Genomic DNA, 23,276 nt, shown 5'->3' on the forward strand with positions numbered 1-23,276 from the left:
TCGAGGTCGCCGGAAAAAAATCAACATCCGCTGGATCACCAGCGGCTTATGCCCCTTCACCGTGCAAGGTGGCGAGGACTTTACGAGCACCGCCATGATCACGGTGCTCGCCCAGATAAACACCTTGCCAGGTCCCCATCGCCAAGCGGCCGGCCTTCACCGGCAAACTCAGCTGGCAGCCCAGGAGACTGGCCTTGAAGTGCGCCGGCAGATCATCCGGGCCTTCGTCGTTGTGCTCGAATCCCGCCTGGCCTTGCGGCACCAGCAGATTGAAAAAACGTTCGAAGTCACGGCGAACCGCCGGATCGGCATTCTCGTTGACCGTCAACGAGGCCGAGGTGTGCTGCAGCCACAGATGCAACAGCCCCACACGGCAGGCCTTCAATTCAGGCAAGCCGGCAAGCAACTCGTCAGTCACCAAGTGAAAGCCCCGGGGCCTGGCCCGCAGAGTAATCAGGGTCTGTTGCCACATACAGTTCTCCGCCCATCGGCGCGCATTCTAGCGCGCTCTGGAAAAAAACAAAGTGCCGAATACGCCCACATGCCTGTAAGACATTCGCACCCTTGAAAGTGCCGCGAGGATCCCATCACAAAGTCGACGAAAAACCCATGCCACTTATAGTCAAAGACAAACGCCAGACAAAAAAATGCCCGGCAAGCCGGGCATCTTTTTTTCGCGTATTTACAAGTTGTAACCGCGCTCGTTGTGTTGCGCCAGGTCGAGGCCGACCGCCTCTTCCTCTTCAGTAACGCGCAGGCCCATGACCATGTCCAGGACCTTGAGGATGACGTAGGTGACAATCGCCGTGTAGATCACGGTGAAGCCAACACCTTTGCACTGGATCCAGACCTGTGCAGCGACGTCAGTCACGGTGCCGAAGCCGCCCAATGCCGGGGCTGCAAACACACCGGTGAGGATCGCACCGACGATACCGCCGATACCGTGTACGCCAAATGCGTCCAGGGAGTCATCGTAGCCCAGCTTGCGCTTGAGGCTGGTTGCGCAGAAGAAGCAGATCACACCGGCGACCAGACCGATCACCAGAGCACCCATCGGGCCCACGGTGCCGGCAGCCGGCGTGATTGCGACCAGGCCGGCCACCACGCCCGAGGCGATGCCCAGTGCGCTGGGCTTACCGTGGGTGATCCACTCGGCGAACATCCAGCCCAGCGCAGCGGCGGCAGTGGCGATCTGGGTGACCAGCATTGCCATACCGGCCGTGCCGTTGGCTGCGGCAGCGGAACCGGCGTTGAAGCCGAACCAGCCGATCCACAGCATGGCCGCGCCGATCAGGGTGTAACCCAGGTTGTGCGGTGCCATCGGGGTGGTCGGGAAGCCTTTGCGCTTGCCGAGCACGATGCACGCCACCAGGCCGGCCACACCGGCGTTGATGTGCACCACGGTGCCCCCGGCGAAATCCAGCACACCCCAGTCCCACATCAGGCCGCCGTTGCCGCTCCAGACCATGTGCGCAATCGGCGCATAAACCAGGGTGAACCAGATAGCCATGAAGATCAGCATCGCGGAAAACTTCATGCGCTCGGCGAATGCACCGACGATCAGCGCTGGAGTGATGATGGCAAACGTCATCTGGAAGGTGATGAATACCGCTTCCGGGAACAGCGCCGCAGGCCCGGTGATGCTGGCTGGGGTAACGCCCGCCAGGAATGCCTTGCCCATGCCGCCGAAGAAGGAATTGAAGTTGACGACGCCCTGTTCCATACCGGTGGTATCGAACGCAATGCTGTAGCCGTAGACAACCCACAGGATGCTGATCAGGCCAGTGATGGCGAAGCATTGCATCATCACCGACAGGATATTTTTGGAGCGGACCATACCGCCGTAGAACAGTGCCAGGCCAGGAATGGTCATGAACAGCACCAGTGCGGTGGCGGTCAGCATCCAGGCGGTGTCGCCGGAGTTGAGGACTGGAGCCGCCACTTCGTCCGCCGCCATTGCAAGGCTTGGCATTACGATGGACAACAGGGCTCCGAGCCCTGCGAATTTACGCAGAGTCATAGTGTTTTTCTCCTGGGGCGTTGGGGTTTGGCGGCTTAGATTGCGTCGGTATCGGTTTCGCCGGTACGGATGCGGATAGCCTGTTCCAGATTGACCACGAAGATCTTGCCGTCACCGATCTTGCCGGTGTTGGCGGCCTTGGTTATCGCCTCGATAACCCGGTCAAGGTCCTTGTCGTCAATGGCGACATCAATCTTCACCTTAGGCAGGAAATCGACCACGTATTCCGCGCCGCGATACAGCTCGGTATGACCCTTCTGCCGCCCGAAGCCCTTGACCTCAGTAACGGTAATGCCCTGCACGCCGATCTCGGACAGTGACTCGCGTACGTCGTCCAACTTGAACGGCTTGATGATGGCAGTGACTAGCTTCATGAAAACTCTCTCCCGAATTGGTGGACTTGCCCCAGGAAAACAAACCCGTCTCAAGTCTAAGCGCAGTGCCTGGCTTTGTAACGCATCGTCGCCTGCGTATTACCGTGGCGACGCCAGCGAACCACTGGTGACGAAACCTGTACCCCTGATCCGTCGGCGCACTGCATTCGTCACAGCGACTGCATCAGTGCATGGGTCACGGTGGTCTAAGCAGAAACCTTGCCAGCTCCGTAAAAATCACTGAAATCAGTCCGTTGCCCGCTTATGCCCACCTGCGGGGCGTTCCGGCAGCGGCGATGCGCATCAAAACAGTGCGCGACCGCCCATCCCCATGCGCGAAAAGCGTGCGCACCAAGGCCGTGAAAAGACTATAGACGCTGCGTGATACACTGCCGGCCAACTGTTTTCCGGAATATTTCCCATGCTCGCGCCCAAAGACTTCCTCGACGCCCTGAGCGGCCACGCCTCTCGCCTGTTCAGCGGCGATACCCCGCTGCCCCGCAACGAAATCGAAAGCCAGTTCAAGGCATTGCTGCAAAGTGGCTTCAGCAAGCTCGATCTGGTCAGCCGTGAAGAATTCGACAGCCAGATGGTGGTATTGGCCCGCACACGTGCGCGGCTCGAGAGCCTGGAGGCGAAGGTGGCGGAACTGGAAGCGCGGCTGACGCCCCCATCGGCTGAATAAACCCGATGAGTGTGGGAGGCAAGCCCTGATGCCGCCCTCTGTAGGAGCGAGCTTGCTCGCGAAAAACTCATAGGCACCGCGTTCATTCAGGAAGCACGCGTTACCGTTGACGTTTTTCGCGAGCAAGCTCGCTCCTACAAAAAAGCCTTAGCATCAGGGCTTGCCCCCTCCCTCACTTCGTTGTCTGGATACGTTCTGTAAAACCTCCCCCACTGTGCGCATTCCCACCTCGTCTACCCTTGAATAATCCGCAGGAAGCGGCCTCCCATTCAAGGATCGAGCATGTCCCTCGCCATCGTCCACAGCCGCGCCCAGGTCGGCGTCGAAGCCCCCGTCGTCACTGTCGAAGTACACATGGCCAATGGGTTGCCGTCACTGACGCTGGTGGGCTTGCCGGAAACCGCGGTAAAGGAAAGCAAGGACCGCGTACGCAGCGCCATTCTCAACTCGGCCCTGCAATACCCGGCGCGGCGCATCACGCTCAACCTGGCGCCAGCCGACCTGCCCAAGGACGGCGGGCGTTTTGATCTGGCGATTGCACTGGGAATCCTGGCGGCCAGCGTGCAAGTGCCGGCGTTGATGCTCGATGATGTCGAGTGCCTCGGCGAGTTGGCGCTGTCCGGCGAGGTACGCGCGGTCAAAGGCGTGTTGCCGGCCGCTTTGGCGGCGCGCAAGGCCGGGCGCACCTTGATGGTGCCCAGGGCAAACGCTGAAGAAGCGTGCCTGGCATCAGGATTGAAGGTGATTGCGGTGGACCACTTGCTGCAGGCGGTGGCGCACTTGAATGGGCATGTGCCGATCGAGCCCTACCGGTCGGACGGCTTGCTGTATCTGAACAAACCTTACCCGGACCTCAGTGAAGTCCAGGGCCAACTGGCAGCCAAGCGCGCCTTGCTGATCGCGGCGGCGGGGGCGCATAACCTGCTGTTCAGCGGGCCGCCCGGCACCGGCAAGACGCTGCTCGCCAGCCGCCTGCCGGGGTTGCTGCCACCGCTCAGTGAGCAGGAAGCGCTGGAGGTTGCGGCGATTCAATCCGTGGTCAGCCTGGCACCGTTGAGCCATTGGCCGCACCGGCCGTTTCGCCAGCCGCACCATTCGGCATCCGGCCCTGCGCTGGTGGGTGGCGGGTCAAAGCCGCAACCAGGGGAGATTACGCTGGCCCATCACGGCGTGCTGTTCCTGGATGAGTTGCCGGAATTTGATCGCAAGGTGCTTGAGGTGCTGCGCGAGCCACTCGAATCAGGGCATATCGTAATTTCCCGCGCCCGTGACCGAGTGAGTTTCCCGGCGCGCTTTCAACTGGTCGCCGCGATGAACCCTTGCCCTTGCGGCTATATGGGCGAACCCAGCGGCCGTTGCCGGTGTACACCGGAACAGGTCCAGCGCTATCGCAACAAGCTTTCCGGGCCGTTGCTGGACCGGATCGATCTGCACCTGACGGTGGCCCGGGAAGCCACGGCGCTGAGCCCGGCACAACAGACCGATGACACCACCGCGAAATCGGCGGCGCTGGTGGCCGATGCGCGGGAACGCCAGCAACGACGCCAGGGCTGCGCCAACGCATTCCTCGACCTGCCGGGGCTGCGCGAATACTGCACGCTGGCGAAGGTCGATGAAAGTTGGCTGGAAAACGCCTGCGAGCGGCTGACGCTTTCGTTGCGGGCGGCCCATCGCTTGCTCAAGGTGGCGCGTACACTGGCCGACCTGGAACAGAAAGACGCCATCGCTCGCCACCATCTGCAAGAGGCGTTGCAATACCGCCCGGCGGCGAGCTCTTGAGCCTTACGCTGGAGCGCATGGGTAGCTTAGCGGAAGCGATCCACCTCATGCCGCAAGCCCGCCGCCAGGGTTTCCAGCTCTTTGGCGGTGATCGCCAGGTTCGACACCACTTCACGCTGCTCGCTGTTAGCCAGTGCGATGCTCTGCAAGTTGCTGCTGAGCAACGTCGCGGTGCTGCTCTGCTCCTGGGTGGCGGTGGTGATTGCGGCGAACTGCTGGCCGGCCGAACGGCTCTGCTCGTCGATGCGCGCCAGGGCCGAGGCCACATCGGCGTTGCGCGACAGGCCTTCCTGCATCAGCACGTTGCCGTGTTCCATGGTGGTGATGGCATTACCGGTTTCCTGCTGGATGCTCTGGATCATTCCGGAAATTTCATCGGTGGCCTGGCGGGTGCGCGAGGCCAGGTTGCGTACTTCGTCGGCGACCACGGCAAAGCCGCGACCTTGCTCACCCGCACGGGCCGCTTCGATGGCGGCATTGAGCGCCAGCAGGTTGGTCTGTTCGGCAATCGAGGTGATCACGCCGACGATACCGCCGATTTCCTGGGAGCGCTGGCCCAAGGTGTTGATCACCGTCGCGGTGCTGTTGAGCGCGGTGGCGATATGTTCCAGGGACGACGACGCCTCTTCCATCGAGGCACGCCCGATACGGGTCTGCTGTGCATTTTCCTGGGCCAGACGCTCGGTATTGCCCATGTTGTCGGCGATATTCAGCGAGGTAGCGCTGAACTCTTCCACCGCGCCGGCCATGCTGGTGATCTCGCCGGACTGCTGCTCCATGCCTTCATAAGCGCCGCCAGACAACCCCGACAGCGCCTGGGCACGGCTGTTGACGTCTTCGGCCGCCTTGCGGATATGCGAAACCATGGTCGACAGCGCCTCGCCCATTTGGTTGAAGCTGCGCGCCAACTGACCGATCTCGTCATGACTTGAGACATTCAGGCGCGCACTCAGGTCGCCCGCGCCGAGGGCTTCAGCCTGGCGCACCAGGTCACTCAATGGCGCAAGCTTGCTGCGCAGCAGCCATACCGTGGCCCCCACGGCCAACAGCATGGCCAGCACGCTGCCGATCACCAGGCGCATGCCGACGTCCCACGTCACTGCACGTATCTCGGCCTTGGGCATGCTTGCCACTACCGCCCAAGGGCCACCCTCGAAGGGTACCGATACGCTGTAGAATTCTTCGTTCTTGTCGCTCCAGAAGCGGCCTTCACCGGGTTTCTTCGCCAAGTCGAGCATCACTGCAACAGCTTGATCCAAGGCTTGCACACCGGCCGGCGGCACCAGCCAGTGCTTCTGTTCATCCAGCAGCGACAGGGAGCCGGTCTGGCCGATACGGAAGCGCTTGAGGTTGTCGAACTGGGCTTTCTGTTCGTCGGTGTAGTCGAACCCGATGAACAACACCGCGATGACTTTCCCGCTGGCGTCACGCACCGGGCTGTACTGGGTCATATAGGAGCGATCGAACAACACTGCCCGGCCGATATAGGCCTGCCCGTTGAACACGCGCTGGTAGGCCGGACCCTGGCGATCCAGCACGGTGCCGATGGCGCGGTTGCCATCCTGCTTGGTCAGGGAAGTGCTGATACGGACGAAGTCATCGCCGCTGCGCACGAATACCGTGGCCACGCCGCCTGACATGTCTTTGAACTCGTCCACTTCGCCGAAGTTGTTGTTCAGTAATTCACTGCCCAGGTACAGGCTTGGGGTTTGTACACCGGCCACAGCGACAGGCTGGTCCGCACGCACGCTCAAGCCGGCGCCGAAGCGCTTTTCAAACAGCCCGCTCAAACGCTGAGTGCTCTCGCGCAAGGTGCTGTGGAAGGTATTGAGTTGGTCGGCGAGCAAGCGCGCCTCGCTGGCCAAGTGTTCCTCGCGGGTGGCGAGGTTGGCGGTATCGAGGGAGCGTAGAGCGAAGACGGTACTGCCGCTGATGACGACAGCCAGAATCACGGCCAATGCGAGGCCTAACTGGGAAGCGATCCGAGCGCGAGGTTGAGACATGACAGCTCCTGAGCCGAGGCCAGGATCATCCTGATCTCTTAGCGCTGCTCGGCGAATTATCTAGTGGGAAACGTTGGTTCACGAGGGTTCCAACACACCTACTTCGGCGCGCTTTTAGAATACTTGAGCGATTCACAGGGGCATCACGCAAACGATTGCTTTCCAGCGACCGCCCCCTTCATTCGAGGCGCGTCACAGCAGGCAAAACCATCGCCTGCACCTCGCCCTGCAGAAACTCCGCCAGGCGTCGCAAGCGCTCACCGCCGGGGCGGGTTTTCGGCCAGACCAGGTAATAACTTTCCCCGCTGGCGACAGCCGTTGGCCAAGGCAGGCTCAAGCGTTTCTGGGCGACGTCCTCGGCGACCATCAACAGGTCCCCCATGGACACGCCGTAACCCCGCGCGGCAGCGATCATGCCCAACTCAAGCGTGTCGAACACCTGCCCACCCTTGAGCGAGACCCGGGACGTGAGCCCCATGCGCTCCAGCCAGTAGCGCCAGTCACGTCGGTCCGGTGTCGGGTGCAGCAGTTCGGCCGTTGCCAACCGCTGCACGTCCCAAGGCCCGTCATCCAATAGATTGGACGCGCCCACCGGAATCAGCATCTCGGCAAACAGGTAGCTGGCCTCCCAGTCCACCGGAAAATGCCCGTTACTGAGCAATACCGCGCAATCGAACGGTTCCTGATTGAAGTCCACTTCATCAATGCTCATCCACGCACTGGTGAGCTGCACCTCATTGCCCGGCTGCAGCGCCCGAAAGCGACTCAACCGCGCCAGCAGCCAGCGCATGGTCAGGGTGGACGGTGCTTTCATGCGCAAAATGTCGTCTTCGGCATTCAAGGTATGGCAAGCGCGCTCGAGGGCGGCGAAGCCTTCGCGCACGCCGGGCAGCAACAAGCGCGCCGCTTCGGTGAGTTGCAAGGTACGGCCGCTGCGCTGGAACAGCCTGCAGGCGAAATGCTCTTCGAGCGTACGAATATGCCGGCTGACCGCACTCTGGGTAATCGACAACTCCTGCGCCGCACGGGTGAAGGAGTGGTGACGGGACGCGGCCTCGAATGCCCGCAAGGCATACAGCGGAGGAAGACGACGAGACATTCTGATAGCTCCGACAGCGCAATGCGCAAACCCTACCAGAATCGATCAGGCATGAGTTTTAATCATGCGAACGATCGCTTTTATCCTTTTGTGCAATGCGCTGAAAGCGCCGAGAATCCAACCTCTCTACCTCCCTGACATTTCGAGAGTGATGATCATGCAGCATCCGGCACGTACCGAACTCTGGGCCATTCTGCGGCTGTCGGGGCCGTTGATTGCCTCACAGTTGGCGCACATGCTGATGGTGTTGACCGACACCCTGATGATGGCGCGCCTGAGCCCCGAAGCCCTGGCCGGCGGTGGCCTGGGCGCGGCAAGCTATTCGTTCGTGGCGATTTTCTGCATCGGCGTGATTGCGGCAGTGGGCACCCTGGTGGCCATCCGTCACGGCGCGGGCGACATCGACGGCGCCACCCGCCTGACCCAGGCCGGGCTGTGGCTCGCGTGGTTGATGGCCCTGGCGGCGGCGCTGCTGCTGTGGAACCTCAAGCCAGTGCTGCTGATGTTCGGCCAGACCGAAACCAACGTGCAGGCCGCCGGGCAATTTCTGACCCTCCTGCCCTTCGCCCTGCCCGGCTACCTCAGCTTCATGGCGCTGCGCGGCTTCACCAGCGCCATCGGCAAAGCCACCCCGGTGATGGTCATCAGCCTGTGCGGCACAGTGGTCAACTACCTGCTCAATCATGCGCTGATCGAAGGCATGTTCGGCCTGCCCAAGCTCGGGCTGATGGGCATTGGCCTGGTTACGGCCATCGTCGCCAATGGCATGGCCTTGGCGCTTATGTGGTACATCCGCAGCAACCGTACCTACGCCGCCTATCCACTGAGCACCGGCCTGCTGCGCCTCAACACCCAGTACCTGCGCGAGCTGTGGCGCCTGGGCCTGCCGATAGGCGGCACCTATGCGGTGGAAGTCGGGTTGTTCGCATTTGCGGCGCTGTGCATGGGCACCATGGGCAGTACACAGTTGGCGGCGCACCAGATTGCCCTGCAAATCGTCTCGGTGGCGTTCATGGTCCCGGCGGGGATGTCCTACGCGGTGACCATGCGTATCGGCCAGCATTATGGCGCCGGGCAGTTGTTGAGTGCGCGCATGGCCGGGCGGGTCGGCATGGGATTTGGCGCTCTGGTGATGCTGGGGTTTGCCGTGGTGTTCTGGCTGTGTTCCGACCCGCTGATCGGGCTATTCCTCGACCATGACGATCCGGCGTTTCATGACGTCATCGTCCTCGCCGTCAGCCTGCTGGCTGTCGCCGCCTGGTTTGAGTTGTTCGACGGTGTGCAGACCATAGCCATGGGCTGCATCCGTGGCCTCAAGGACGCCAAGACCACGTTCCTGGTGGGGCTCGGTTGCTACTGGCTGATCGGCGCGCCGTCGGCCTGGCTGATGGCGTTCACCCTGGGCTGGGGACCGACCGGCGTGTGGTGGGGCCTGGCGTTGGGGCTGGCGTGCGCGGCGGTGAGCCTGACCTGGGCGTTCGAGGCGAAGATGAAGCGGATGATTCGGCGAGAACCGGACATACAGCCTGCCTTTCAGGCGGCACAGACAGAGTAAAGCCCTGCTCGGTAAGACCTGTGGGAGGGGGCTTGCCCCCGATTGCGGACTGTCAGTCACCGATGTGTGGACTGATACACCGCCATCGGGGGCAAGCCCCCTCCCACATGTTCAATCGAGTTTACAACTTAGCCCGACAACGCCTGCTGGCTTTTGCCGGAGGTCAGGTATTCCACCAACTCAGCCAACGGCAATGGTTTACTGATCAGGTAACCCTGGGCCTGATCGCAACCAAACAGTCGCAAAAGCTCAAGCTGCTCAGGGGTTTCCACGCCTTCGGCCACCACTTCCAGGTTGAGGTTGTGGGCGAGGTTGATCATGGCGTGCACCAACTTGCGATTCTCTTCGCGCTCCTCCATGCCGCCGACGAAGCTCTTGTCGATCTTCAGCAAGGCAATCGGCAGGCTGTTGAGGTGCACGAACGAGGAGAAACCGGTGCCGAAGTCATCCAGGGAAAACCGCACGCCGAGACGGCCGAGGGCGTCCATGGTCTGTTTGACCAGGTCGCTGCGACGCATCACGGCGGTTTCGGTCAGCTCGAACTCCAGCCATTGCGCTTCCACGCCGCGCTCGGCAATCAACCGGCTGAGTGTCGAGAGCAATTGGCTGTCCTGGAACTGGCGAAACGACAGGTTGACCGCCATGTGCAACGCCGGCAGGCCGCGTTCGCGCAGATCCTGCATGTCCCGCAGAGCCCGGGAAATCACCCAATAACCCAACGGTACGATCAGGCCGCTCTGCTCGGCCAAGGGCACGAATTCGCTGGGGGGCAACAGGCCACGCTCGCCGTGGCGCCAGCGCACCAGGGCCTCAAGGCCGACGATATGCCCGTCATCCAGGTCCAGGCGCGGCTGGTAGTGCAGCTCCAGCTCATCGCGGCGCAAGGCACGGCGCAGCTCGCTTTCCAGATCGGCCAGGCTGCGCGCGTTGCGGTTGATGCGTTCGTTGAAGATATGAAAGGTACAGCCCTGGGTGCTTTTGGCCTGTTGCATGGCGATGTGGGCGTGCCACATCAACGGGTCGGCTCCGGCACGGGCACGGGCATGCGCCACGCCCAGGCTGCAGCCGATCAGCAGGCTTTCGCCGTCCACCCAGTAAGGCTCGGCCATGACTTCGGTGATGCGCTCGGCCATCCATTCGGCGCGCTGGGGCGCACGACGGGTGTCGATCAACAGCGCGAACTCATCGCTGCCCAGGCGCGCCAGTTGATCACCGGCTTCCAGCTGGCTCTTGAGCCGTGAGACCACCTGCAGGATCAAGCGGTCGCCGGCCTGGTGACCGAGGGCATCGTTGGCGTGACGGAAATTGTCCAGGTCCAGATGACCGAGGGCCAGGCCGCGGCCTTCGTTTTCCGCCAATCGCGCCGCCAGCAAGGTCTGGAACCCCTGGCGATTGGCGATACCGGTCAGCGGATCCTGTTCGGCCAGGCGCTGCAAGGTGTTTTCCAGCACGCCACGTTCACGCACATGGCGCAGGCAGCGGCGCAGGGTACTGGCGTCCAGCGCGCAATGGATCAGCCAATCGCTGACGCCGAGCGGCGCAACCAGCGGTTCCTGTTCCAGCAGCAATACACACGGCAGGCTGCAACGACCGGGACCGGGTTGCAGGTTGGGTGTGGTCAACAGCACCGCCTCGTGATCGTCGTCGAACAGACGACTCACCGAGTCCCAGTTGGGTGCACTGATCAGCACAGCCCCATCGCCCATCGGCGCCAGGCACTCGCGCAATAACGCTGCCCACGCGGGCGTATCGGCCAGCAGCAGCAAACGCAAGGGTTCGACAGGCGTAGACAAGCTAGCTCCCTAGACTCTGCAAAAATTCGTTGGCGGCGGGCATTATGACGTGCGGCCTGACGATAACCAATGCATGACCAATGATAGGTCTCATCAAACACGCAGACTGTGAAAATCAGTCGCGATACTCCCGACATCCTGCGGCAAAGTAGCAAAACCGGCAAATTTAGATCGAGTGGTACGTCACACCGTCGTTCTAAGGCAGCAGAATCTTGCCAGCCTGTTAAAATGCCCGCCCTTTTGAATAACGACTCCCTGAACTCTGTATGTCCCGACTCAATCCCCGGCAGCAAGAAGCCGTGAACTACGTCGGCGGCCCTCTATTGGTGCTCGCCGGTGCTGGCTCCGGCAAGACCAGCGTGATTACCCGCAAGATCGCGCACCTGATCCAGAACTGCGGCATCCGCGCCCAGTACATCGTCGCCATGACCTTCACCAACAAGGCGGCGCGGGAGATGAAAGAGCGCGTCGGCACCCTGCTCAAGGGTGGCGAAGGCCGTGGCCTCACCGTGTGCACGTTCCATAACCTGGGGCTGAACATCATCCGCAAGGAGCATGCACGGCTGGGTTACAAGCCGGGCTTCTCGATCTTCGACGAGACCGACGTCAAGGCCCTGATGACCGACATCATGCAGAAGGAATACGCGGGCGACGACGGCGTCGACGAGATCAAGAACATGATCGGCTCATGGAAAAACGACCTGATCCTGCCCGCCGAAGCGCTGGAAGCCGCGCGCAATCCCAAGGAACAGACCGCCGCCATCGTCTACACCCACTACCAGCGCACGCTCAAGGCGTTCAACGCGGTGGACTTCGACGACTTAATCCTGCTGCCGGTCAAACTGTTCCAGGAACACAAGGACATCCTGGAAAAGTGGCAGAACAAGGTGCGCTACCTGCTGGTGGACGAATACCAGGACACCAACGCCAGCCAATACCTGCTGGTGAAGCTGCTGATCGGTACGCGCAACCAGTTCACCGTGGTGGGCGACGACGACCAGTCGATCTACGCGTGGCGCGGCGCCCGCCCGGAAAACCTGATGCTGCTCAAGGACGACTACCCGTCCCTGAAAGTGGTGATGCTGGAGCAGAACTACCGCTCCACCAGCCGTATCCTGCGCTGCGCCAACGTGCTGATCTCCAACAACCCCCACGAGTTTGAAAAACAACTGTGGAGCGAGATGGGCCATGGCGACGAAATCCGCGTGATCCGCTGCCGCAACGAAGATGCCGAAGCCGAGCGCGTGGCGGTGGAAATTCTCAGCCTGCACCTGCGCACCGACCGCCCTTACAGCGACTTTGCGATCCTGTATCGCGGCAACTACCAGGCCAAGCTGATCGAACTGAAACTGCAGCACCACCAGGTGCCGTATCGCCTGTCGGGGGGCAACAGCTTCTTCGGGCGCCAGGAAGTGAAAGACCTGATGGCCTACTTCCGGCTGATCGTGAACCCGGACGACGACAACGCCTTCCTGCGCGTGATCAACGTTCCACGTCGGGAAATCGGTTCGACGACCCTGGAAAAGCTCGGCAACTACGCCACCGAACGCAAGATTTCGATGTACGCCGCCACCGACGAGATCGGCCTGGGCGAACACTTGGACACGCGCTTCACCGACCGCCTGTCGCGCTTCAAGCGCTTCATGGACAAGGTGCGCGAACAATGCGCCGGCGAAGACCCGATCAGCGCCCTGCGCAGCATGGTCATGGACATCGACTATGAAAACTGGCTGCGCACCAACAGTTCCAGCGACAAGGCCGCGGATTACCGCATGGGCAACGTCTGGTTCCTGATCGAAGCCCTGAAGAACACCCTGGAAAAAGACGAAGACGGTGAAATGACCGTCGAGGATGCCATCGGCAAACTGGTGCTGCGCGACATGCTCGAGCGCCAGCAGGAAGAGGAAGACGGCGCCGAAGGCGTGCAGATGATGACCTTGCATGCGTCCAAGGGCCTGGAATTCCCCTACGTGTTCATCATGGGCATGGAAGAGGAAATCCTCCCGCACCGCTCCAGCATCGAAGCCGACACCATCGAGGAAGAACGGCGCCTGGCCTACGTGGGCATCACCCGTGCGCGTCAGACACTGGCCTTCACCTTTGCCGCCAAGCGCAAGCAATACGGCGAAATCATCGATTGTGCCCCCAGCCGGTTCCTCGATGAGCTGCCGCCGGATGACCTGGCCTGGGAAGGCAACGACGACACCCCGACCGAGGTGAAGGCCGTTCGCGGCAACAGCGCCTTGGCCGATATACGCGCGATGTTAAAGCGCTAGAATCGACTACTTTTTAATCTACTTTCGGCGCCTGTTGCGCCAACAGAGGAAGCTTTCCGTGGAAGCACTGCACAAGAAAATTCGCGAAGAAGGCATCGTGCTTTCCGATCAGGTACTCAAGGTTGACGCCTTTCTGAACCACCAGATCGACCCGGCGCTGATGAAATTGATCGGCGACGAATTCGCCGCACTGTTCAAGGACTCGGGCATCACCAAGATCGTCACCATCGAAGCCTCAGGCATCGCCCCGGCGATCATGACCGGCCTGAACCTCGGCGTGCCCGTGATCTTCGCACGCAAGCAGCAGTCCCTGACCCTGACCGAAAACCTGCTCTCGGCGACGGTGTATTCCTTCACCAAGAAAACCGAAAGCACCGTGGCGATCTCACCGCGCCACCTGACCAGCAGCGACCGCGTGCTGGTCATCGATGATTTCCTGGCCAACGGCAAGGCGTCCCAGGCGCTGATTTCGATCATCAAGCAGGCCGGCGCGACCGTGGCCGGCTTGGGCATTGTGATCGAGAAGTCGTTCCAGGGCGGCCGTGCCGAGCTGGATGCACAGGGTTACCGGGTTGAATCGCTGGCGCGGGTGAAGTCGCTGGCGGGTGGGGTTGTCACCTTCATCTGAATCAACGCAGCTCAAAATGTGGGAGGGGGCTTGCCCCCGATAGCGGTGTATCAGTCACCAAATATGTTGGCTGAACCACTGTCATCGGGGGCAAGCCCCCTCCCACCTTGCTCTCTATTGCCTGTCAGTGCGCGGTGGCCTGGAGGCCGGCGAGTAGCAGGCGCTGGTACAGGTCTTCCTTGAACCCCTCCGGTTGATCCAACCGCATTCGCTTCAAATGTTCGGGGAACACTTCCGGCTCCGGTGCATCCAGCGCCGCCTTGCCCAGTTCCAGCATCTCCGTAAGCTTGAATTTGCTCTTGAGCCAGTTCAGTGCCCGCAACAGGTCCCGCTCTTCACCCGTGAAATCGCTGCCCAACGGGTATTCCGGGAACAGCCGTCGATGCTTGGCCTGAATCGCCTGGAGCCGCTCTGGCGTATTGTCGGCAAAGCGCGGATCCAGCTTGAAATCCTTGGGCAGCTTGCCGGCTTTTTGCGCCTGTTCGATCAAGCCCTCCTGGAAGCGCGAGTCAGTGACCTTGAGCAGCGCCTCGATCACCTGGGCATCCGTCTGACCCCGCAAGTCGGCAATGCCGTACTCGGTAATCACGATATCGCGCAGGTGCCGGGGAATGGTGCAATGGCCATACTCCCAGACGATATTCGAACTGACTTCTCCCCCCGATTCACGCCAGCTGCGCAGGATCAGGATCGAGCGCGCGCCTTCCAGCGCGTGGCCCTGGGCAACGAAGTTATACTGCCCGCCCACGCCACTGAGCACGCGGCCGTCTTCCAACTGGTCGGCCACACCGGCACCGAGCAACGTCACCATGATCGCGCTGTTGATGAAGCGTGCGTCCTGGCGCTGCAAGCGCTTGAGTTCTTCCTGGCCATACAGCTCGTTGATATAGCTGATGCGGGTCATGTTGAATTGCAGCCGCTTGGCGTGGCTCATCTCCTGCAAGCGCTGGTAGAAACTGCGCGGGCCAAGGAAGAAACCGCCATGGATCGAGATGCCATCGGGCTGCGCTGCATCGTCGAGTAGCCCCGCATTGGCTTGTTCCTGGGTCGCCACATCCGGGTATACCTTGCGCCGGATGATGCCGGCGTCCGCCAGCACCAGCAGGCCGTTGACAAACATTTCGCTGCACCCATAAAGGCCACGGGCGAATGGCTCGACGCCGCCTTCACGACTGATCAATGGCGCCCACTGGTAAACATCCACGTCGGTGAGCAGCAATCGATAGGCTTCGTTATCGGCCTGGCGCGCCAGCAAGGCGGCGGTCAGCGCATCGCCCATGGAGCCGATGCCGATCTGCAAGGTGCCGCCATCGCGTACCAGGGTACTGGCATGCAGCCCGATAAAATGGTCCTGGAACCCCACCGGCATGTTGGGCGTGGAAAACAGCGTGGTGCTGTCTTTCTCATCGAGCAGGTAGTCGAATGCGTCCATCCCCAACTCGGCATCGCCGGGCATGTAGGGCAATTCAGTGTGGACCTGGCCGACAACCAGGATGGTTTCCCCGGCTTCGCGGCGTTTGGCGATCATCGGTAACAGGTCGAGGGTGATATCCGGGTTGCAGCTCAGGCTCAGGCGGTCGGGATGCTCGGCGCTGCTGGCAACCAGTTGCGCCACCAGGTTCAAGCCCGCTGCGTTGATATCGCGGGCGGCGTGGCTGTAATTGCTGCTGACATAATCCTGCTGCGCCGAGTCGCTGTGGAGCAGGCTGCCGGGCTGCATGAAGAATTGCTGCACGCGGATATTCTTCGGCAGGCTGTCCTTGTGCAGGTCCGCGAGGAAATCCAGTTCGGGATAATCACCAAACACGCGCTCGATAAACGGTTCGAGAAAGCGCTTCTGCAACCCGTCTCCCAAGGAGGGGCGGCCAAGGCTCAGCGCGGTGTAGATCGTCAGCGCCCGCTCGGGCAATTTGGCGATGCGCCGGTATAGCGCATTGACGAACAGGTTGGGCTTGCCCAGCCCAAGCGGCATGCCCATGTGGATATGCGCCGGCAAGCGTGCCAGTACGTCGTCAACTGCTTGCTCGATTGAACACAACTGCACCATCCGACTGCTCCCGAACATTCCATGAATTGGGGTTGGACCGAGCTTGCCGGGTCTTTGCTGCAATGACCAGCGACGAAAAAGGCATCGAGGGCACAAAAAAGCCGCTCGAAAGCGGCGTTTTTTGGCGAATTCAGGTTTATTTCAACCCTGACATCTTCTGAATGGCGCCCTTGAGCTCCTCATCAGAGCAATCACTGCAGGTGCCTTTGGGCGGCATGGCATTGATGCCGGTGATCGCCTTCGCCAGGATGCCATCAAGACCGCCCTGATGATCGGCGCGCTCTTTCCACGCCGCCGTATCGCCAATTTTTGGCGCATTCAGCAGACCGGTGCCGTGGCACGCATTGCAGTGCTTGGCGATGACTTCATCCGGCGTTTTCGCACCGCCAGCGCCGCCTGCCGCAACAGCGACTTCCATGCCCTTGCATTCCTGGCCCTGGACACACACCTGGCCCACAGGCTCCAGGCGCTTGGCGATGTCATCGTTGGTCGCAGCTTGAGCGCTGCCAGCCCATAGGGCCAGTACGGTTGCTGGTGCAGCCAGCATTTTCATAATTAGGTTCACGCGTTCACCCTCAATGGTGGCTATTCACGCCTGCGGCCACGGTTTCGCAGGCGGCGAAAGTATAGCGGTTAGCCCGCCCGGCCGAAACAACCCTATTAAATAAAGGGAGATTCGGCCTCGCGGTGTACAGCTGCGCGAACCCTGCAACGCTGGCAGGGCGCCTCCGCTTTAAAAGTTCGCGGGTGTGGCTGCGCTGATCAGTCGCGCCGGCACGTCGAACGGATTGCGAAAACGGTGGGGCTTGGTGCTTTCAAAGTAGTAGCTATCGCCTGCTTCGAGCACAAAAGTTTCAAGACCGACCACCAGCTCCAGGCGCCCTTCCACCAGGATCCCGGTTTCCTCGCCTTCGTGGGTGAGCATTTCTTCGCCCGTGTCGGCGCCAGGCGGATAGATTTCGTTGAGAAACGCGATTGCCCGGCTCGGGTGCGCTCGGCCTACCAGCTTCATGGTTACGGCACCGTCGGAGATGTCGATCAGCTCATTGGCTTTATAGACGATCTGCGTCGGTATTTCCTGGAGTATCTCTTCGGAAAAGAACTCCACCATGGACATGGGAATGCCGCCCAGTACCTTGCGCAGGGAACTGATCGAGGGGCTGACGCTGTTCTTCTCGATCATCGAAATGGTGCTGTTGGTGACGCCCGCGCGCTTGGCAAGCTCGCGCTGGGAAAGACCTTTGAGTTTACGGATGGATTGCAGTCGTTCGCCGACGTCCAATGCAGGTGCCTCCTAGGATTCAGGCTTTGTTGTAATTGAGCGTTATCATGGCGACAGCGTTCAGTATTTACAACACTTGGGCCTGAATCCTGGGCAGCGGCATTCGTACCTGGCGATCAAGCGCCCGAATAGAGCCTTGGCACCCGGCGCAGGTTGCAGAAAATCTGGTAGGGAATGGTTTCAGCCGCGGTCGCAACGTCGCTGGCGAGGATGTTCCTGCCCCACAACTCCACCGTGGAACCCAGCCCCGCCTGGGGCACATCCGTCAGGTCGACGCACAGCATGTCCATGGACACCCGGCCCAGCAACTGGCTGCGCTGGCCGGCGACCAGCACCGGTGTGCCAGTGGGCGCGTGGCGCGGGTAGCCATCGGCATACCCCATGGCCACCACACCGATACGCATCGGCTTGGGCGTGACGAACCTGGCGCCGTAGCCCACCGGCTCTCCCGCCGGCAGTTCACGCACGCAAATGACTTTGGACTCCAGGGTCATCACCGGCTTCAAGCGTGTGGCAATCGCCTGGTCATCACCAAAAGGCGTGGCCCCATAGAGCATGATGCCGGGGCGCACCCAGTCGCTGGGCACACTCGGCCAACCCAGTACGGACGGGGAATTGCGCAGGCTGACCTCGGCCGCCAGCCCCTGGCGGGCTGCTTCGAATACCGCCACTTGTTCGCTGCTGCTTACGCAATCGAGCTCATCGGCGCGGGCGAAATGGCTCATCAATACGATCCTGGCGACTTTGCCGCTGCCCAGCAGACGCTTGTAGGCCTCCTGGAAATCCTTGGGATGCAGGCCGACGCGGTGCATGCCCGAGTCGAGCTTGAGCCAGATGGTCAGCGGTTTGCTCAGCGCAGCCTGCTCGATAGCCTCCAGTTGCCACAGCGAATGCACCACGCACCACAGATCCTGCTCGATGATCAGCGGCAGCTCGTCGGCTTCGAAAAAACCTTCCAGCAGCAGTACCGGCGCACGGATCCCGGCGGCGCGCAGCTCCAGGGCCTCTTCGATGCACGCCACCGCAAACCCATCGGCCTCGCCTGCCAGCGCCTGGGCCACAGGCACTGCGCCATGGCCGTAGGCATCCGCCTTGATCACGGCGAGGGCCTTGGCCCCGGTGACTTCGCGGGCCAATTGGTAGTTGTGACGCAGGGCTTGGAGGTCGATCAAGGCACGGGCAGGACGCATGGCGGCAGGCTTCTAGGCGGCAAAGTAAAAAAACCGGTGCCGACCAACAACGTCGGCGCCGGGAGAGGGATGTGTAGTTAAGGCAGCGCGGCCACGACGGACAGCTCTACCAGAATCTCCGGTTCGCACAGCTTGGCTTCAACCGTGGCACGGGCTGGCGCGGCGCCTTTGGGCAGCCACTTGTCCCATACCGTGTTCATGCCGGCGAAGTCGGCATCGATGTCTTTCAAATAGATCGTCACCGACAGCAAGCGGGTCTTGTCGGTGCCGGCCAGGTCCAGCAGACGCTCGATATTGGCCAGGGTCTCACGGGTCTGCTGCTCAATGCCTGCGTTCATGTCGTCGCCCACCTGGCCCGCCAGGTACACGGTACCGCTGTGAACAACGATCTGGCTCATGCGTTCATTGGTGAGCTGGCGCTGGATGGACATGTTTAGCAGACTCCTGGTGATTGCCATAACGGAAAATATCGAGGCCTTCGGCACTGATCTGCGGCGTTTTCTTCGCCATCAGGTCGGCCAGCAAACGACCGGAGCCGCATGCCATGGTCCAGCCGAGGGTGCCATGGCCGGTATTGAGGAACAGGTTCCTGAACGGGGTGCCACCGACAATCGGTGTGCCATCGGGTGTGGTTGGACGCAGACCGGTCCAGAAACTGGCCTGGGCCAAATCGCCGCCCTGAGGATAAAGGTCGTTGACGATCATCTCCAGGGTTTCACGCCGACGAGGATTGAGCGACAGGTCAAAACCGGCTATTTCAGCCATGCCACCGACGCGAATGCGGTTGTCGAAACGGGTGATTGCGACCTTGTAGGTTTCGTCCAGGATGGTCGAAGTAGGCGCCATTGCCGGGTTGGTAATCGGCACGGTCAGCGAGTAGCCCTTGAGGGGGTACACGGGCGCCTTGATGCCCAGCGGCTTGAGCAACTTCGGCGAATAACTGCCCAGCGCCAGCACGTAGCGGTCGGCGGTCTCCAGCTTGCCGTCGATCCACACGCCGTTGATACGGTCGCCGGCGTAATCGAGGCGCTGGATGTCCTGTTCGAAGCGGAACTCCACGCCCAACTGCTTGCACATATCGGCCAGACGCGTGGTGAACATCTGGCAGTCACCGGTCTGGTCGTTGGGCAGGCGCAGGGCACCGGCCAGAATATCGGTGACGTTGGCCAGGGCCGGCTCGACCCGGGCGATGCCGGCACGGTCGAGCAATTCGAAAGGCACGCCGGATTCGCGCAATACGGCGATGTCCTTGGCCGCACCATCAAGCTGGGCCTGGGTGCGGAACAGTTGAGTCGTCCCCAGACTGCGCCCTTCGTAGGCAATCCCGGTTTCGGCGCGCAATTCGTCAAGGCAGTCGCGGCTGTATTCGGAGAGGCGGACCATGCGCTCCTTGTTCACCGCATACCGGCTGGCGGTGCAATTGCGCAGCATCTGCGCCATCCACAGGTATTGGTCGATATCGGCGGTGGCCTTGATCGCCAGTGGCGCATGGCGTTGCAGCAGCCATTTGATCGCCTTGAGCGGCACGCCCGGCGCGGCCCAGGGCGATGCATAGCCTGGGGATACCTGGCCGGCGTTGGCGAAACTGGTCTCCATGGCGGCGGCGGGTTGACGATCGACCACCACGACTTCAAAGCCGGCCCGAGCCAAATAGTAGGCACTGGTCACGCCAATGACGCCGCTACCCAAGACCAGAACGCGCATTTTTATATCCTCATCACGGGCTGAGCCGCTGACGTGTGTTATTCGAGCAATGATGAGCGCAGTGTAAAAAACAATTACCAGTGCATTTCACTATATAAATGCCTATATTTGGCGACAATTCTCGGCACAAATGCTTTTTACAGAGGCGTATCCCCTATGCGTACCAACACCCAGACCAAGCGGGAGCTGGACAAGATCGATCGCAATATCCTGCGCATCCTGCAAACCGATGGGCGCATTTCGTTCACGGAGCTGGGGGAAAAGGTCGGGCTGTCGACGACGCCCTGTACCGAGCGGGTACGGCGGCTGGAGCGCGAAGGGATCATCATGGGCTACAACGCGCGGCTCAATCCTCAGCATTTGAAAGGAAGTCTGCTGGTATTTGTCGAGATCAGCCTGGATTACAAGTCGGGCGACACGTTTGAGGAGTTTCGCCGCGCGGTGCTCAAACTGCCGCATGTGCTGGAGTGCCACCTGGTGTCCGGGGATTTCGACTACCTGGTGAAAGCGCGGATTTCCGAGATGGCCTCGTACCGCAAATTACTCGGCGATATCCTGCTTAAATTGCCCCATGTGCGCGAGTCCAAGAGCTATATCGTGATGGAAGAGGTGAAGGAGAGCCTGAACCTGCCGATTCCTGACTGACTCACTGGCACAACGCTTTCAAATGTGGGAAGGACTTGCCCTAATGACCGTCTGTAGGAGCGAGCTTGCTCGCGAAAAACTCACAGGCACCGCGTTCATTCAGAAAGCACGCGTTATCGTTGACGCTTTTCGCGAGCAAGCTCGCTCCTACAGACCGCATTAGGGCTTGCCCCCTCCCACATTGACCGAGTACATCCGCTACACCAGCACCTGCCGAGTGCTGGCCATGTACTGATGAATCTGCTTTTCAACCCGTGGATGAATCAATTCCACCGGCCGCCGGCCATTGGGGCACGGCAAGGTCTTGGTGGTGCCGAACAGGCGGCAGATCAGCGGACGCTCGTCATACACGGTGCAGCCGTTGGGCCCCAGGTGCACGCAATTGAGCTCATCCATGGCCGCTTTCTGCTCGGCAGCCGTCTTGCGCGGCAGGCGCGACATTTCCTCGGGCGAAGTGGTGACCGGCCCACAGCAGTCGTGGCAACCGGGAACACACTCGAACGAAGGAATCTGCCGACGCAATGCGCTGACTTTCTGACTGTTGCAACTCATCGAAACACATACCGAACGGCAAATAGGCGTGGATTCTGACTCAAATCGCTGCGCGCAGACAGCTTCGCCCGACCGTTGTATCCTGCGTCAAATTTTCCAAACAGGGAGCCCCCATGACTGCCAGCGCTCGGCACACCGCGTCCTACTACGCCGCCAGCAGCGTGCCGCACCCCGATTACCCGGCGTTGCTGGGTGAGGTGCGCGCCGATGTCTGCGTGATTGGCGGAGGGTATTCAGGGCTCAATACCGCCCTGGAGCTGGCCGAGCGCGGCTTCAGCGTGGTGCTGCTGGAAGCCCGCAAAATCGGCTGGGGCGCCAGCGGGCGTAACGGAGGGCAGCTGATTCGCGGCGTCGGTCATGGCCTTGACCAGTTCGCCAAGGTGATCGGCACCGACGGCGTGCGCCAGATGAAACTGATGGGCCTTGAAGCCGTGGAGATCGTGCGCGAGCGTGTCGAGCGCTTTCAGATCCCCTGCGACCTGACCTGGGGCTACTGCGACCTCGCCAACAAGCCCCGCGACCTGCAGGGCCTCGCAGAAGACGCCGAAGAGCTGCGCAGCCTGGGTTATCGCCATCAAGTGCGCCTGCTGCAAGCCAGCGAGATGGCCAGCGTGATCGGCTCCGACCGCTATGTGGGTGGCATGATCGACATGGGCTCCGGGCATTTGCATCCGCTGAACCTGGCCCTGGGCGAAGCTGGCGCTGCGCGACAGTTGGGCGTGCAATTATTTGAGCAGTCTGAAGTGACGCGCATCGACTACGGCACGCAGGTCAAGGTGCACACCGCTCAGGGCCAGGTACATGCAACAACCCTGGTGCTGGCCTGCAACGCCTACCTTAACGGCCTCAACCCGCACTTGAGTGGCAAGATATTGCCCGCCGGCAGCTACATCATCGCCACCGAACCCCTGAGTGAAGCGCAAGCCGCCAGCCTGTTGCCGCAGAACATGGCGGTGTGCGACCAGCGGGTAACGGTGGACTATTTCCGCCTGTCCGCCGATCGCCGCCTGCTGTTCGGCGGCGCCTGCCACTATTCCGGGCGTGACCCGAGCGACATTGGCGCCTATATGCGGCCAAAGATGCTGCAAGTGTTCCCGCAACTGACCAATGTGAAGATCGACTTCCAGTGGGGCGGCATGATCGGCATCGGCGCCAACCGGTTGCCGCAGATCGGACGCCTGGCGGAGCACCCCAATGTGTATTACGCCCAGGCGTATGCAGGCCATGGCCTCAACGCTACGCACCTGGCGGGCCGGTTGCTGGCCGAAGCCATCAGCGGCCAGCAACAAGGGCGCTTCGATCTGTTCGCCCAGGTGCCGCACATGACCTTCCCTGGCGGCAAACACCTGCGCTCGCCGCTGCTGGCCCTTGGGATGCTCTGGCACCGCCTCAAGGAACTGGTCTGAATCAATCGCGCCAGAAAGGCTTCAAGCCTTCATGGCGCGCCTGTTCCGCCGTCAGCCCCACGTCGCGCAATTGCTCGCGCGTCAGCGTCAGTAGGACCTTGCGTGTATGACGCCGGCGCCAGAACAGGCTCCAGCGGTTATCCCCAGGCACAGATGGCGCCCGCTCCTCCCCTGCTTCCAGTTCCTGGCTGTGTAACGCCAGCCGCACATCGCTCATGCCATTCATTTTGCCGTCCCT

The 23,276-nt window shown here is 61.2% G+C and carries 21 protein-coding genes; 7 read left to right on the forward strand and 14 right to left on the reverse strand.

The window, feature by feature from the left end; genetic code table 11:
* Window positions 1–46: 46 nt before the first annotated feature.
* The 3 genes from MRY17_RS25225 to glnK form a co-directional block, all read right to left on the reverse strand.
* Complete coding sequence (locus tag MRY17_RS25225; RefSeq protein WP_181283389.1) at window positions 47–472, reverse strand: secondary thiamine-phosphate synthase enzyme YjbQ; 426 nt, start codon at window positions 470–472, stop codon at window positions 47–49.
* A 210-nt stretch (window positions 473–682) separates the two neighbouring features.
* Entirely contained in the window at window positions 683–2,020 is a 1,338-nt protein-coding gene (locus MRY17_RS25230) for an ammonium transporter (RefSeq protein WP_010207459.1), read from the reverse strand.
* 35 nt (window positions 2,021–2,055) lie between these two features.
* A complete protein-coding gene (gene glnK, locus MRY17_RS25235; protein ID WP_002555808.1) occupies window positions 2,056–2,394 on the reverse strand; it encodes a P-II family nitrogen regulator in 339 nt (112 codons plus the stop codon).
* Window positions 2,395–2,815: 421 nt separating this feature from the next.
* Here glnK and MRY17_RS25240 point away from each other — a divergent pair, with 421 nt between their 5' ends.
* Both MRY17_RS25240 and MRY17_RS25245 read left to right on the forward strand, forming a co-directional pair.
* On the forward strand, window positions 2,816–3,079 hold the full coding sequence (locus MRY17_RS25240; protein WP_003195432.1) for an accessory factor UbiK family protein: 264 nt from the start codon (window positions 2,816–2,818) through the stop codon (window positions 3,077–3,079).
* Between the two features lie 282 nt (window positions 3,080–3,361).
* Window positions 3,362–4,858 carry a YifB family Mg chelatase-like AAA ATPase gene (locus tag MRY17_RS25245; RefSeq protein ID WP_243353035.1) on the forward strand — a complete coding sequence of 499 codons (1,497 nt, stop codon included), beginning with the start codon at window positions 3,362–3,364 and terminating at the stop codon, window positions 4,856–4,858.
* 26 nt (window positions 4,859–4,884) lie between these two features.
* On the opposite strand, the gene MRY17_RS25250 is transcribed toward MRY17_RS25245, so the two are convergent.
* Both MRY17_RS25250 and MRY17_RS25255 read right to left on the reverse strand, forming a co-directional pair.
* On the reverse strand, window positions 4,885–6,861 hold the full coding sequence (locus MRY17_RS25250; protein ID WP_191952516.1) for a methyl-accepting chemotaxis protein: 1,977 nt from the start codon (window positions 6,859–6,861) through the stop codon (window positions 4,885–4,887).
* A gap of 178 nt (window positions 6,862–7,039) precedes the next feature.
* Window positions 7,040–7,960, reverse strand: coding sequence for a LysR substrate-binding domain-containing protein (locus MRY17_RS25255; RefSeq protein ID WP_181283386.1), 921 nt, complete (start codon window positions 7,958–7,960; stop codon window positions 7,040–7,042).
* A 151-nt stretch (window positions 7,961–8,111) separates the two neighbouring features.
* On the opposite strand from MRY17_RS25255, the gene MRY17_RS25260 reads away from it, so the two are divergent.
* Entirely contained in the window at window positions 8,112–9,515 is a 1,404-nt protein-coding gene (locus MRY17_RS25260) for a NorM family multidrug efflux MATE transporter (protein WP_191952514.1), read from the forward strand.
* Between the two features lie 128 nt (window positions 9,516–9,643).
* Here MRY17_RS25260 and MRY17_RS25265 read toward each other — a convergent pair whose 3' ends face one another.
* On the reverse strand, window positions 9,644–11,308 hold the full coding sequence (locus MRY17_RS25265) for a putative bifunctional diguanylate cyclase/phosphodiesterase (RefSeq protein WP_124360317.1): 1,665 nt from the start codon (window positions 11,306–11,308) through the stop codon (window positions 9,644–9,646).
* Between the two features lie 266 nt (window positions 11,309–11,574).
* On the opposite strand from MRY17_RS25265, the gene rep reads away from it, so the two are divergent.
* The gene (rep, locus tag MRY17_RS25270; protein ID WP_124360318.1) at window positions 11,575–13,584 is read left to right on the forward strand and encodes a DNA helicase Rep; all 2,010 of its coding nucleotides are present in this window, start codon (window positions 11,575–11,577) and stop codon (window positions 13,582–13,584) included.
* A 58-nt stretch (window positions 13,585–13,642) separates the two neighbouring features.
* The gene (locus MRY17_RS25275) at window positions 13,643–14,212 is read left to right on the forward strand and encodes a xanthine phosphoribosyltransferase (RefSeq protein WP_003176890.1); all 570 of its coding nucleotides are present in this window, start codon (window positions 13,643–13,645) and stop codon (window positions 14,210–14,212) included.
* A 124-nt stretch (window positions 14,213–14,336) separates the two neighbouring features.
* Here MRY17_RS25275 and MRY17_RS25280 read toward each other — a convergent pair whose 3' ends face one another.
* From MRY17_RS25280 to dadA, 6 genes are all read right to left on the reverse strand, one after another.
* Entirely contained in the window at window positions 14,337–16,259 is a 1,923-nt protein-coding gene (locus MRY17_RS25280) for an acetyl-CoA hydrolase/transferase family protein (RefSeq protein WP_181283383.1), read from the reverse strand.
* A gap of 136 nt (window positions 16,260–16,395) precedes the next feature.
* Window positions 16,396–16,812 (reverse strand): c-type cytochrome, encoded by a 417-nt coding sequence (locus tag MRY17_RS25285; RefSeq protein WP_181283398.1) that lies wholly within the window; start codon window positions 16,810–16,812, stop codon window positions 16,396–16,398.
* A gap of 180 nt (window positions 16,813–16,992) precedes the next feature.
* Complete coding sequence (locus MRY17_RS25290) at window positions 16,993–17,541, reverse strand: cupin domain-containing protein (RefSeq protein ID WP_003176893.1); 549 nt, start codon at window positions 17,539–17,541, stop codon at window positions 16,993–16,995.
* Between the two features lie 116 nt (window positions 17,542–17,657).
* A complete protein-coding gene (gene alr, locus MRY17_RS25295) occupies window positions 17,658–18,731 on the reverse strand; it encodes an alanine racemase (protein ID WP_191952512.1) in 1,074 nt (357 codons plus the stop codon).
* Between the two features lie 77 nt (window positions 18,732–18,808).
* Window positions 18,809–19,162: a RidA family protein gene (locus MRY17_RS25300; protein ID WP_191956184.1), complete on the reverse strand. Its 354-nt coding sequence runs from the start codon at window positions 19,160–19,162 to the stop codon at window positions 18,809–18,811.
* Window positions 19,134–20,435, reverse strand: coding sequence for a D-amino acid dehydrogenase (dadA, locus tag MRY17_RS25305; protein ID WP_191956183.1), 1,302 nt, complete (start codon window positions 20,433–20,435; stop codon window positions 19,134–19,136). The genes MRY17_RS25300 and dadA overlap by 29 nt, the downstream gene beginning before the upstream one ends.
* Before the next feature lie 156 nt (window positions 20,436–20,591).
* Here dadA and MRY17_RS25310 point away from each other — a divergent pair, with 156 nt between their 5' ends.
* Complete coding sequence (locus MRY17_RS25310) at window positions 20,592–21,080, forward strand: Lrp/AsnC ligand binding domain-containing protein (protein ID WP_003176896.1); 489 nt, start codon at window positions 20,592–20,594, stop codon at window positions 21,078–21,080.
* A gap of 198 nt (window positions 21,081–21,278) precedes the next feature.
* Here MRY17_RS25310 and MRY17_RS25315 read toward each other — a convergent pair whose 3' ends face one another.
* Entirely contained in the window at window positions 21,279–21,632 is a 354-nt protein-coding gene (locus MRY17_RS25315) for a YkgJ family cysteine cluster protein (RefSeq protein ID WP_243353036.1), read from the reverse strand.
* Between the two features lie 113 nt (window positions 21,633–21,745).
* Between MRY17_RS25315 and MRY17_RS25320 the strand changes: the two genes are divergently transcribed.
* A complete protein-coding gene (locus tag MRY17_RS25320) occupies window positions 21,746–23,038 on the forward strand; it encodes an NAD(P)/FAD-dependent oxidoreductase (RefSeq protein ID WP_181285847.1) in 1,293 nt (430 codons plus the stop codon).
* 1 nt (window position 23,039) lies between these two features.
* Here MRY17_RS25320 and MRY17_RS25325 read toward each other — a convergent pair whose 3' ends face one another.
* A complete protein-coding gene (locus MRY17_RS25325; RefSeq protein ID WP_181285846.1) occupies window positions 23,040–23,264 on the reverse strand; it encodes a DUF1127 domain-containing protein in 225 nt (74 codons plus the stop codon).
* Window positions 23,265–23,276 lie beyond the last annotated feature (12 nt).

It is taken from the genome of Pseudomonas orientalis (assembly GCF_022807995.1).
Taxonomy (GTDB): Bacteria; Pseudomonadota; Gammaproteobacteria; order Pseudomonadales; family Pseudomonadaceae; genus Aquipseudomonas; species Aquipseudomonas orientalis_B.

Coding starts and splice junctions, on each gene's coding strand:
- MRY17_RS25240 (WP_003195432.1), top strand. CDS start 2,816: ATGCTCGCGCCCAAAGACTTCCTCGACGCCCTGAGCGGCCACGCCTCT.
- MRY17_RS25325 (WP_181285846.1), bottom strand. CDS start 23,264: ATGAATGGCATGAGCGATGTGCGGCTGGCGTTACACAGCCAGGAACTG.
- MRY17_RS25225 (WP_181283389.1), bottom strand. CDS start 472: ATGTGGCAACAGACCCTGATTACTCTGCGGGCCAGGCCCCGGGGCTTT.
- MRY17_RS25230 (WP_010207459.1), bottom strand. CDS start 2,020: ATGACTCTGCGTAAATTCGCAGGGCTCGGAGCCCTGTTGTCCATCGTA.
- MRY17_RS25255 (WP_181283386.1), bottom strand. CDS start 7,960: ATGTCTCGTCGTCTTCCTCCGCTGTATGCCTTGCGGGCATTCGAGGCC.
- MRY17_RS25245 (WP_243353035.1), top strand. CDS start 3,362: ATGTCCCTCGCCATCGTCCACAGCCGCGCCCAGGTCGGCGTCGAAGCC.
- MRY17_RS25315 (WP_243353036.1), bottom strand. CDS start 21,632: ATGAGTTGCAACAGTCAGAAAGTCAGCGCATTGCGTCGGCAGATTCCT.
- MRY17_RS25320 (WP_181285847.1), top strand. CDS start 21,746: ATGACTGCCAGCGCTCGGCACACCGCGTCCTACTACGCCGCCAGCAGC.
- MRY17_RS25250 (WP_191952516.1), bottom strand. CDS start 6,861: ATGTCTCAACCTCGCGCTCGGATCGCTTCCCAGTTAGGCCTCGCATTG.
- MRY17_RS25300 (WP_191956184.1), bottom strand. CDS start 19,162: ATGTCCATCCAGCGCCAGCTCACCAATGAACGCATGAGCCAGATCGTT.
- MRY17_RS25285 (WP_181283398.1), bottom strand. CDS start 16,812: ATGAAAATGCTGGCTGCACCAGCAACCGTACTGGCCCTATGGGCTGGC.
- rep (WP_124360318.1), top strand. CDS start 11,575: ATGTCCCGACTCAATCCCCGGCAGCAAGAAGCCGTGAACTACGTCGGC.
- MRY17_RS25310 (WP_003176896.1), top strand. CDS start 20,592: ATGCGTACCAACACCCAGACCAAGCGGGAGCTGGACAAGATCGATCGC.
- MRY17_RS25260 (WP_191952514.1), top strand. CDS start 8,112: ATGATCATGCAGCATCCGGCACGTACCGAACTCTGGGCCATTCTGCGG.
- alr (WP_191952512.1), bottom strand. CDS start 18,731: ATGCGTCCTGCCCGTGCCTTGATCGACCTCCAAGCCCTGCGTCACAAC.
- glnK (WP_002555808.1), bottom strand. CDS start 2,394: ATGAAGCTAGTCACTGCCATCATCAAGCCGTTCAAGTTGGACGACGTA.
- MRY17_RS25280 (WP_181283383.1), bottom strand. CDS start 16,259: ATGGTGCAGTTGTGTTCAATCGAGCAAGCAGTTGACGACGTACTGGCA.
- dadA (WP_191956183.1), bottom strand. CDS start 20,435: ATGCGCGTTCTGGTCTTGGGTAGCGGCGTCATTGGCGTGACCAGTGCC.